General features: G+C 70.0%; 9 protein-coding genes. 5 read left to right on the forward strand and 4 right to left on the reverse strand.

The window, feature by feature from the left end; all coding sequences use genetic code 11:
* Positions 1-41 precede the first annotated feature (41 nt).
* The gene (locus tag I0Q12_RS05125) at positions 42-674 is read right to left on the reverse strand and encodes a hypothetical protein (protein ID WP_197250926.1); all 633 of its coding nucleotides are present in this window, start codon (positions 672-674) and stop codon (positions 42-44) included.
* Between the two features lie 290 nt (positions 675-964).
* Here I0Q12_RS05125 and carD point away from each other — a divergent pair, with 290 nt between their 5' ends.
* From carD to rlmB, 5 genes are read left to right on the forward strand one after another with little or no spacing between them, the layout of a single operon-like run.
* Positions 965-1,453 carry an RNA polymerase-binding transcription factor CarD gene (gene carD / locus I0Q12_RS05130; RefSeq protein ID WP_068155544.1) on the forward strand — a complete coding sequence of 163 codons (489 nt, stop codon included), beginning with the start codon at positions 965-967 and terminating at the stop codon, positions 1,451-1,453.
* A 33-nt stretch (positions 1,454-1,486) separates the two neighbouring features.
* On the forward strand, positions 1,487-2,212 hold the full coding sequence (ispD, locus tag I0Q12_RS05135; protein WP_197250937.1) for a 2-C-methyl-D-erythritol 4-phosphate cytidylyltransferase: 726 nt from the start codon (positions 1,487-1,489) through the stop codon (positions 2,210-2,212).
* A 4-nt stretch (positions 2,213-2,216) separates the two neighbouring features.
* Complete coding sequence (ispF, locus tag I0Q12_RS05140; protein ID WP_197250927.1) at positions 2,217-2,693, forward strand: 2-C-methyl-D-erythritol 2,4-cyclodiphosphate synthase; 477 nt, start codon at positions 2,217-2,219, stop codon at positions 2,691-2,693.
* 11 nt (positions 2,694-2,704) lie between these two features.
* A complete protein-coding gene (gene cysS, locus I0Q12_RS05145) occupies positions 2,705-4,099 on the forward strand; it encodes a cysteine--tRNA ligase (protein ID WP_197250928.1) in 1,395 nt (464 codons plus the stop codon).
* Entirely contained in the window at positions 4,099-5,070 is a 972-nt protein-coding gene (rlmB, locus tag I0Q12_RS05150) for a 23S rRNA (guanosine(2251)-2'-O)-methyltransferase RlmB (RefSeq protein ID WP_197250929.1), read from the forward strand. Before cysS ends, rlmB begins: the two co-directional genes overlap by 1 nt.
* 27 nt (positions 5,071-5,097) lie before the next feature.
* Here rlmB and I0Q12_RS05155 read toward each other — a convergent pair whose 3' ends face one another.
* The 3 genes from I0Q12_RS05155 to I0Q12_RS05165 form a co-directional block, all read right to left on the reverse strand.
* Entirely contained in the window at positions 5,098-5,961 is an 864-nt protein-coding gene (locus I0Q12_RS05155) for a biotin-dependent carboxyltransferase family protein (protein WP_197250930.1), read from the reverse strand.
* 44 nt (positions 5,962-6,005) lie between these two features.
* Positions 6,006-9,632, reverse strand: coding sequence for a hydantoinase B/oxoprolinase family protein (locus I0Q12_RS05160; RefSeq protein WP_197250931.1), 3,627 nt, complete (start codon positions 9,630-9,632; stop codon positions 6,006-6,008).
* Positions 9,633-9,670: 38 nt separating this feature from the next.
* Positions 9,671-10,501: metal ABC transporter permease (locus I0Q12_RS05165; protein WP_197250932.1), on the reverse strand; the 831-nt coding region annotated here is incomplete at its 5' end.

The raw sequence follows: 10,501 nt of genomic DNA on the forward strand, positions 1-10,501 counted from the left end.
GACGAGCAATGCTCGTCCGGCCCCGCCCTCGTGAGATCGGGTCAGTGGCTCTCGCCGACCACCGGAGACTTGTCGGACTCGTGCCGCTCCAGCTTCGGGCCCGCGTCGACGGGAACGCTGACGGTCACGTCGCCGGCCTCGGCGAACGTGAAGGTGACCGGGATGGTCAGGCCGGGGCGGACGCCCTCCTTCAGGCCGGTCAGCTCGACGGCGACGGGCACCGCGGTGTCGGGCTCCTCCTCGTCACCGGCCGGCTTCGGCGACTCGTCGACGACGAGTCCCTCGGCCTCGGCGGCCTGGGCAGGCGGAAGACCTGCGACGACGGAGCGTCCCGGCGGAATCTCGAGGTCGCCGACACCGGTCGCGGCGGCCGCGAAATCGGTGGAGATGCCGGTCAGCTTGTCCGGGGTGTACGGATCGAGGTTGACGATGCTGAAGCCGAGGGCGGCCTTGCCGCCGGGCTCGAGGGAGTACTCCTCGGAATCGGGGTAGATCACGTGCACATTGCGCAGTGCGATCTGGCCGACGTTGCCGCTGTTGCCGTTGATGGCCGCGACCTGGGTGGCGGTCTGGCTGATCTGGCCGGCGCCGCAAGCGGACAGAGTGAGCGCTGCCCCGGCGGCCAGGGCGAGAGCAGTCGCGACTCGGCGAGTCGGCGCGTTCAGAGCAGTCACGGGTTGTCCTCCACTCGAGTAAGGCTCGCAATCCACTAGGCAGAGTAGTAGTTGCCGGCGGCGCAGTCTTCCCCGGGGCCGTTCCGGCGGCACACCGACTGCACGGCGACGCGTACGCGCGCCCTGCGAATCATGATATTGGACGGCCTGTGTCGGAAGTCACGAGATGCACGGAACCGGTTGCATGTCAAGCCCTACGCGCACGCGTCGGTGCCCCTGACCTGCGCCGTTGATGAGGGGCGAATGTGGTCGCGTGTTAAACTCGAAGAATCGAAAGGGGCACGGGACACATGATTTTCAAGGTCGGAGACACCGTCGTATACCCCCATCACGGTGCGGCGCTGATCGAAGCAATCGAAACACGCACCATCAAGGGTGAGCAGAAGGAATATCTGGTTCTGAAAGTCGCGCAGGGCGACCTGACCGTACGGGTACCTGCTGAAAACGCGGAATACGTCGGTGTTCGCGACGTCGTCGGGCAAGAAGGCCTCGACAAGGTTTTCCAGGTTCTGCGCGCACCACACACCGAAGAGCCGACCAACTGGTCGCGCCGATACAAGGCCAACCTCGAGAAGCTCGCATCCGGCGACGTGAACAAGGTCGCGGAAGTTGTGCGCGACCTGTGGCGTCGTGAGCAGGATCGCGGACTTTCCGCAGGTGAGAAGCGGATGCTCGCCAAGGCTCGGCAGATCCTCGTCGGTGAGCTCGCGCTCGCCGAGGGAACGGACGACGTCAAGGCGGAGACGCTGCTCGACGAGGTGCTCGCCGCCGCGTCCTGAGGCGTGGCAGCAGCGAACATCGAAAAACAGCAGTTGAACGATCGCAGCGGGCCGGTCGTCGGAATCATTCCGGCGGCCGGCCGCGGCGTACGTCTGGGGGAATCGCTTCCCAAGGCGTTCGTCGAACTCGGAGGCCGCACGATGCTCGACCGTGCGGTGCACACCATGATCGACTCCGGCGCGGTCGACCGCGTCGTGATCGTCGTGCCCGCCGAACTGGCCGGGACACCCGTCGACGAGCTCGTCGGGGCCGTCCCGGACGGACGCATCACGGTGGTCGCCGGTGGCGCGGAGCGCGCCGACTCGGTGCGGGCCGGCCTCGACGCCGCGGGCGACGCCCGATTCGTGCTCGTGCACGACGCGGCGCGGGCCCTGACCCCGCCGGACCTGTGCGTGCGGGTCGCGGGGGAACTGCGCGAGGGCAAGGACGCGGTGATTCCGGTCCTGCCGGTCGCCGACACCGTCAAGAGCATCGACACCGACGGGTGGGTCACCGGCACACCGGACCGGTCCACCCTGCGTGCGGTGCAGACCCCTCAGGGATTCGACATCGCGTTGCTGCGCCGGGCGAACGACGACGCCGGTGACGCCACCGACGACGCGGGCCTCGTCGAACGGCTCGGTGAGCGGGTGCACACCGTCGCCGGCGACCCTCTGGCCTTCAAGATAACGACGCCGTTGGACCTGGTCCTGGCCCGAGCGCTGCTCGAGTCGGAGACCGGAGCCCGGGAATCGGCCGAACGAGAACAGGAGCGTTAGCACCGTGCGAGTCGGTATCGGATCCGACGTCCATCCTGTCGAGGCAGGGAAACCGTGCTGGATGGCGGGGCTGCTGTTCGAGGGTGTCGACGGGTGCTCGGGCCATTCGGACGGTGATGTCGCAGCTCACGCGCTGTGCGATGCGTTGCTCTCCGCCGCGGGTCTCGGCGATCTCGGTTCCGTGTTCGGCACGGATCGGCCGGAGATGGCCGGGGCGAGCGGTGCGTCGATGCTCGCCGAGGTCCGGCGACTGCTCGACGCGAACGGTTTCACGATCGGGAACGCCGCGGTCCAGGTCATCGGGAATCGCCCGAAGATCGGGCCGCGTCGCGACGACGCGCAGAGGGTCCTGTCCGACGTGCTCGGCGCCCCGGTATCGGTCTCGGCGACCACCACCGACGGGCTCGGCCTCACCGGCCGCGGCGAGGGTGTGGCGGCGATCGCGACTGCTCTGGTCCTGCCCCTCGAGACGGAACGGTAGGATCGCTGGTCGTGACCTTGCGCCTTTACGACACCGAAACGCGGGCCGTGCGGGATTTCGTCCCGCTGGTCCCCGGCCATGCCTCGGTGTACCTGTGTGGCGCCACCGTGCAGGGCGAACCCCATATCGGTCATGTGCGCAGTGGCGTCGCGTTCGACGTACTGCGTCGGTGGCTGTCCGCGCAAGGCCTGGACGTCGCTTTTGTGAGAAATGTCACAGATATCGACGACAAGATCCTCCGGAAGGCCGCCGAGGCGGGCCGCCCGTGGTGGGAGTGGAAGTCGACGTACGAGCGCGCCTTCAACCGCGCCTACGACGCCCTCGGAGTGCTGCCGCCGTCCGTGGAGCCCCGCGCGACCGGCCACATCACCCAGATGGTCGAACTGATGCAGCGGCTCATCGACGCGGGCCACGCCTACGCGGCCGACGGCAACGTCTACTTCGACGTGCTCAGCTACCCGGAGTACGGATCCCTGTCCGGGCACAAGCTCGAAGACGTCCACCAGGGCGAGAGCGCGGGCCAGGGCAAGCGCGACCCCCGCGACTTCACGATGTGGAAGGCCGAGAAGCCCGGTGAACCGTCCTGGCCGACCCCGTGGGGTCGCGGACGGCCGGGCTGGCACCTCGAGTGCTCGGCGATGGCCGGCTACTACCTGGGCGGGACCTTCGACATCCACTGCGGCGGCATGGACCTGGTGTTCCCGCACCACGAGAACGAGATCGCGCAGGCCAAGGCCGCGGGCGACGGTTTCGCGCGGTACTGGCTGCACAACGGCTGGGTCACCATGGGCGGCGAGAAGATGTCCAAGTCGCTCGGCAACGTGCTGTCGATCCCGAACGTGCTCGAGCACGTCCGTCCGCAGGAACTGCGGTACTACCTGGGCAGTGCTCACTACCGTTCGATGCTCGAGTACTCCGATGCGGCACTGCAGGAGGCGGCCGCCGCCTACCGGGGCCTCGAATCGTTCGTGCTCAAGACCCGCGACCGCGCGGGCGACGTCCCTCTCGGGACCTGGACCGAGGCGTTCGCCGCAGCCCTCGACGACGACCTGGGTGTGCCGAAGGCGCTCGCCGAGATCCACGGCCGGCGCAGCGAGGGCAACAAGGCGCTCGACGCGGGCGACCTCGACGCCGCCGTGCACATCGCGGGCCAGGTCCGCGCGATGCTCGGCGTCCTCGGTCTCGACCCGCTCGATCCGCACTGGCTGGAGCAGTCCCGCGACGAATCCGCGGCGCTCGCTGCGCTCGATGTGCTCGTCGCCGCCGAACTCGAGCGGCGTCAGATCGCGCGCGCGGAGAAGAACTGGGCGGTCGCCGACGAAGTGCGCGACCGGATGGCGAAGGCGGGCATCGAAGTGACCGATACGCCGAACGGACCCGAGTGGTCCTTGAAAGCAGGGCAGTGATGGCTGGCAATTCTCAGCGCCGCGGAGCAGTCCGCAAGGGCGGAAGCAAGAAGGGGCAGGTCGTCGGCTCCGGCGGTCAGCGACGCCGTGGTCTCGAGGGTCGCGGCGCGACCCCGAAGGCCGAGGACCGGCCGTACCATCCCGCTGCCCGGCGTGCGCGTGCCGCCGCGAAGAACGCCGACCAGCGCGGCGGTGGCGGAGGTCGCCGACCGGCCGGCCGGAAGGCCGAGGACGGTCCGGAAATGGTGCTCGGCCGTAACCCGGTCGTCGAGTGCCTGCGGGCCGGTGTGCCCGCGACCGCGCTGTACGTCGCGATCGGCGCCGAGTCCGACGAGCGGCTCAAGGAAGCCGTCCAGCGCGCCGCCGAGACGGGGATCTCGATCCTCGAGGTGCAGCGCAGCGAGCTCGACCGGCTCACCGCGAACGGCATGCACCAGGGCATCGGTCTCCAGGTGCCGCCGTACCGGTATGCGCACCCGGACGATCTGATCGCGGCTGCCCGCGACAACCACGAGCGGCCGCTGCTGGTGGCGCTCGACAACATCTCCGACCCGCGCAACCTCGGTGCCGTCATCCGCTCGGTCGCCGCATTCGGTGGGCACGGCGTGGTCATCCCGCAGCGCCGCAGCGCGTCGGTGACGGCCGTCGCGTGGCGTACCAGCGCCGGTGCCGCGGCGCGGCTTCCCGTCGCGCGGGCCACGAACCTGACGCGGACCCTCAAGGACTGGCAGTCCCAGGGTGTGCGGGTCGTGGGTCTCGACGCGGGTGGCGACACGAGCCTCGACGACTTCGACGGCACCGATCCGGTCGTGGTCGTCGTCGGTTCCGAGGGCAAGGGCCTGTCGCGCCTCGTCCGCGAGACGTGCGATTCGATCCTGTCGATCCCGATGGCCGGCGACGTCGAGTCGCTCAATGCGTCGGTCGCGGCGGGCGTCGTCCTCGCCGACATCGCGCGTCAGCGCCGCAAGTGACACGGCGACGGTGAGGGGTTCGCCCCGTCACCGTGCGCGATGGAACCGGATGTGGTGTCCCGGCCGCAGTTGCGCCGCGATGTGCACGTCCTCGGGCACGACGACAGCGATCACCGGATAGTCGCCGACGGCGGGATGGTCCGCGAGCAGCAGGATGGGATGCCCGTCCCGGGGAACCTGGATCGCTCCCGCGACCGTCGGCTCGCCGGCGAACCTGTCCCGACCGGCCCGGTGCAGGGGCCCCGGTCCGTGCAGGCGGATTCCGCGGCGATCGAGTTCCGGTGTGACCGACCAGATCTCCCGGGTCAGTGCTTCGACCGCTCCGGGTGTGAACCAGTGTTCCTGGGGTCCGCGACGGACCCGCAGCACGGCCGGTTCGGGCGTCTCGGCGGGCGGCGGAATCTGCACTTCCGTCGGCAGCTCCGCGGCGAGTCCCCCCACGAGCAGGCGGTCCCCGGCGCGCACGGGCGCCGGGCCGACCCCGGACAGCGTGTCGGTGGCGCGGCTGCCGAGCACCTCCGGCACGTCGATGCCGCCGCGCACCCCCACATACGTGCGTAATCCCTCCGACGGGGCGCCGAGTGTGAGGACATCACCGTCGTTCAGGCGCAGCATCGCGTAGTCGCCCTTTGGCCGGCCGTTCACCGCGACCGCGACCCGGGCGCCGGTGACCGCGACGATCGTCGGCCCGATACTGCGGATCTCGAGCCCGCCGACGGTCACCTCGAGGGTTGCGGCAGCCGGGTCGTTGCCGACGAGGCGGTTCGCTGCGTCGTGCGAGGTGAGGTCCGCCGCACCGGATTCGGAGATCCCGGCCTCGGCGTCCCCGGCGCGTCCACGATCCTGGATCGTGGTCAGAGCTCCGCTGCGAACGATCTCGAGCCAAGCCATACCGAGATTCTCGCGCACCGGGCCGTCCGGTGCCCGGGGTTTCGTCAGGGCCGGCCGTACCCCCCTCCGCCCGGTGTTTCGACGACCAGGACGTCGCCCGGCCCGACGTCCACCGAATCGCACCCGGCCATCTCGGTCACCGAGCCGTCGGCGCGTTCGATCCGGTTCGCGCCGAGCGACCCCGGCTCGCCGCCGGCCATGCCGTAGGGCGGAACACGCCGGTGCCCGGACAGGGTGCTGACGGTCATCGGCTCGAGGAACCGGATCCGCCGGGTGCCGCCGTCACCGCCGTGCCGGCGACCGCGACCGCCGCTGCCCGCACGGATCGAGTACTCCTCGAGCAGCACCGGCAGCCGCCATTCGAAGACCTCCGGGTCGGTGAGCCGCGAGTTCGTCATGTGCGTCTGGACCACCGAAGTGCCGTCGAAGCCGTCGCCCGCGCCGGATCCCGAGCCGAGCGTCTCGTAGTACTGGTGCCGCGCGTTGCCGAAGGTGACGTTGTTCATCGTGCCGGCGCCCTCGGCCTGCACCCGCAGCGCCGCGTAGAGCGCGCCGGTCACGGCCTGTGAGGTCTCGACGTTCCCCGCGACCACCGCGGCCGGGTACTCGGGCGCGAGCATCGACCCCTCCGGGATGACGATGTGCAGCGGGCGCAGGCATCCGTCGTTGAGTGGGATGTCGTCCGCGACGAGTGTCCGGAACACGTACAGCACCGCGGCACGCGCCACCGCCGTCGGCGCGTTGAAGTTCGTCGGCAGCTGGGCGGAGGTTCCGGTGAAATCGATCGTCGCCGAACGTGATTCGCGGTCGACGGTGACGCGGACCTCGATCACCGCACCCGAATCCGTCTCGTACCGGTAGTGCCCGTCCTCGAGCCGGTCGACGACGCGGCGCACCTCCTCCTCGGCGTTGTCCTGCACGTGCCGCATGTAGGCCTGCACGACGTCGAGTCCGAAGTGCTCGATCATCCGGCCGACCTCGGTGACGCCACGCGCGTTCGCGGCGACCTGGGCGCGCAGATCCGCGAGGTTCGTGTCGGGATTGCGCGACGGATACGGCCCGGAGGTGAGGAGTTCCCGCGTCTCGTCGGTGCGGAAGTTGCCGTTCTCGACGAGCAGCCAGTTGTCGAACAGCACGCCCTCCTCACGGATGTCGCGGCTGCCCGCCGGCATCGAACCCGGTGTCAGGCCGCCGATCTCGGCGTGGTGCCCGCGCGATGCGACGTGGAACAGGATGGTGTCGCCGTCGGCATCGAACACCGGGGTGATGACCGTGACGTCCGGCAGGTGGGTGCCGCCGTGGTACGGATCGTTGACGGCGTACACATCGCCCGGCTTCATCGAACCCGCTCGGCGCCGCACGACCTCCTGGACGCTGGTGCCCATGGACCCGAGATGCACCGGGATGTGCGGGGCGTTCGCGATGAGATTGCCGTCCGGATCGAACAGCGCGCACGAGAAGTCCAGTCGCTCTTTGATGTTGACGGACTGAGCGGTGGATTCGAGGGTGGTGCCCATCTGTTCGGCGATCGACATGAACAGGTTGTTGAAGATTTCCAGCAGCACCGGGTCGGCCTCGGTGCCGACGTCCGCGCCGGCGAGAGCCTCGAGCCGTTCGAGTACCAGATGGCCGTGATCGGACAGCGTTGCCCGCCAGCCGTTCTCGACGACGGTGGTGGACAGGTCCTCGGCGACGATCGCGGGGCCGGCGACCTCGGTGCCGGGTGTCAGATGCTCGCGCCGGTACAACGGCACTTCGCGCCACGCACCGTCGACGAACATCCTCACCCGGGCGGGAGGCTGCTCGCCGCGGGCGTCGGCACTGCCGAGACCGGTCAGATCGGGACGGCGGGTCAACCCGGTGGCCTCGATCGCGACCGCGTCGATGATCAGCGGCCGGTCCATGAGGAACGAATACGTGCGCCGGTGTATCGCCTCGAACTCCGAGGTCATCGTCGCCGGGTCGGCCAGCGGTACCGGCACCGACGTGTCGGTCCCGTCGTACCGCAGATGCGCGGATCGGCTCACCACGATCCGGTCGTCGGGGATGTCCTCGTCCCGCAGCTCCGCACGGGCGTCGGCCTCCAGCTCGCCGGCGACAGCGTGCAGCCGGGGCATCGCCTCGTCGGACAGTTCGACGACGACGGACTGCTCGCGCATCGCGGCGGTGTCGGCCAGGCCCATTCCGAGAGCGGAGAGCACACCGGCGAGCGGCGGCACCAGCACCGTGCGGATGCCGAGCACATCGGCGACCGCGCAGGCGTGCTGGCCGCCCGCCCCGCCGAAGGTGGTCAGCGCATACTCGGTGACGTCGTGCCCCTTCTGCACCGAGATCTTCTTGACCGCGTTCGCCATGTTCGAGACCGCGATCTGCAGGAAGCCCTCGGCGACCTGCTCCGGGGAACGGTCGTCGCCGGTGGCGGTGCGGATCTCCGCGGCGAGGTCGGTGAATCGGGCACGCACCGTGTCGCTGTCGAGGGGCTGGTCGCCGCCCGGACCGAACACGTGCGGGAAGTGCTCGGGCTGGACGCGACCCAGCATCACGTTGGCGTCGGTGACCGTCAGCGGCCCGCCGTTCCGGTAGGACGCCGGACCGGGATCGGCACCCGCCGAATCGGGACCGACCCGGTAGCGGCTGCCGTCGAAGTGCAGAATCGACCCGCCGCCGGCGGCGACGGTGTGGATGTCCATCATCGGTGCGCGCAGCCGCACACCCGCGACGACGGTGTCGAACACCCGCTCGTACTCACCGGCATAGTGCGACACGTCGGTGGACGTGCCGCCCATATCGAAGCCGACGACCTTCCCGAACCCGGCGATCTCCGACATGCGGGTCATGCCCACGATGCCGCCGGCCGGCCCGGACAGGATGGCGTCCTTGCCGCGGAAGTGCTGCGCCTCGGTCAGGCCGCCGTTGGACTGCATGAACATCAGCCGCACCCCGGGCAGTTGCTCGGCGACACGGTCGACGTAGTTGCGCAGCACCGGGGACAGGTAGGCGTCGACGACAGCGGTGTCCCCTCGCGGCACCACCTTCATCAAGGGGCTGGCGACCGCGGACAGCGAGATCTGGCCGAAGCCGATCTTCTCGGCGAGTTCCCCGACCGCGCGTTCGTGCTCGGGATACAGGTGGCTGTGCATGCAGACGACCGCGACCGAGTCGATGCCGTCCGCGTGTGCGGCGCGCAATTCCGGTTCGAGCGTGTCGAGGTCGGGGGCCCGCAGCACGGTCCCGTCGGCGCGGACCCGTTCGTCCACCTCGATCACCCGCTCGTACAGCAGTTCGGGCAGCACGATGTTGCGGTCGAAGATGCGCGGCCGGTTCTGGTAGCCGATGCGCAGGGCGTCGCGGAAGCCGGCGGTGATCACCAGCGCCGTGCGCACACCCTTGCGTTCGAGCAGTGCGTTCGTCGCGACGGTGGTGCCCATGCGGACCTGCTCGACGAGATCGGCGCCGACGGGTGCGTCCTCGGGCACGCCGAGCAGCACGCGGATACCCGCCACGGCCGCATCACGGTAGCGGGACGGATTCTCCGACAGCAGTTTGTGGGTGACCAGCGTGCCGTCGGGTCGCCGGCCGACGACGTCGGTGAAGGTGCCCCCACGGTCGATCCAGAATTCCCACCGCCCGGTCCCGGGGTTCTGCTTGTCTGCCGTGTCCTCCGTCGCCATGAAAGGAGCGTATCGACTCCGATCAGGCGGGCCCGACCTCAGTGTGCGGCGACCGCTCGGCCCGCGCCCCGCCGCTGCCGGGCCGACCCGACGAACCGGCACACCAGGTAGATGACGAAGGCGATCGCGGTGATGAAGCTCGAGACGGGCACGCCCGGTGCGAGCGCCAGCAGGATGCCGCCGACCGCGGCGAGTTCCGCGAACACCACCGCCAGGGCCGTTGCGGCGAGCGGGCTGCTCGCGATCCGCGCGGCCGCCGCCGCGGGCGTGATGAGCAGGGCCATCACCAGCAGCGCGCCGACGATCTGCACCCCGAGCGCGGCGGTGATGCCGACCAGCACCGCGAACACGATCGACAGAGCCCGGACCGGGACACCGCGCGCGGCGGCGACCTCGGGGTCGGTGCTCGCGAACAGCAACGGCCGGTAGATGAAGAGCAGCGTGCCGACGACGACCACGGCGCAGACGGCCAGCACCGCGATCCCGGTGCCGCCGGGCGCGACGATCTGGCCGGTGAGCAGGGAGAACGCGGCGCCGGTGCGGCCGTCGTAGGCCCACAGCAGCAGCACGGCCAGGCCCAGCCCGAAGGCCATGACCACGCCGATCACCGAGTCGCGTTCGCGGGCGCGGGTGCCGAGGATGCCGAACAGGATCGCCGCGACGACGGCGCCGAAGACCGCGCCGATCCCGACCGAGACGCCGATGAGCAGCGCCGCGGCGGCGCCCGTCAGCGACAGTTCGGACGTGCCGTGCACCGAGAACGCCATCTGCCGGCTCACGATCAGCGGGCCGATGATGCCCGCGAGCAGACCGAGGATCGCACCGGCGAGCAGCGCCTGCTGCACGAAGTCGTACTGCAGCAACTCGAC

The organism is Rhodococcus sp. CX, assembly GCF_015865005.1.
Taxonomy (GTDB): Bacteria; Actinomycetota; Actinomycetes; order Mycobacteriales; family Mycobacteriaceae; genus Rhodococcus.

Excerpts from the sequence above, each read along its gene's own strand:
- carD (WP_068155544.1), top strand. The coding sequence starts at position 965 with ATGATTTTCAAGGTCGGAGACACCGTCGTATACCCCCATCACGGTGCG.
- rlmB (WP_197250929.1), top strand. The coding sequence starts at position 4,099 with ATGGCTGGCAATTCTCAGCGCCGCGGAGCAGTCCGCAAGGGCGGAAGC.
- I0Q12_RS05155 (WP_197250930.1), bottom strand. The coding sequence starts at position 5,961 with ATGGCTTGGCTCGAGATCGTTCGCAGCGGAGCTCTGACCACGATCCAG.
- I0Q12_RS05160 (WP_197250931.1), bottom strand. The coding sequence starts at position 9,632 with ATGGCGACGGAGGACACGGCAGACAAGCAGAACCCCGGGACCGGGCGG.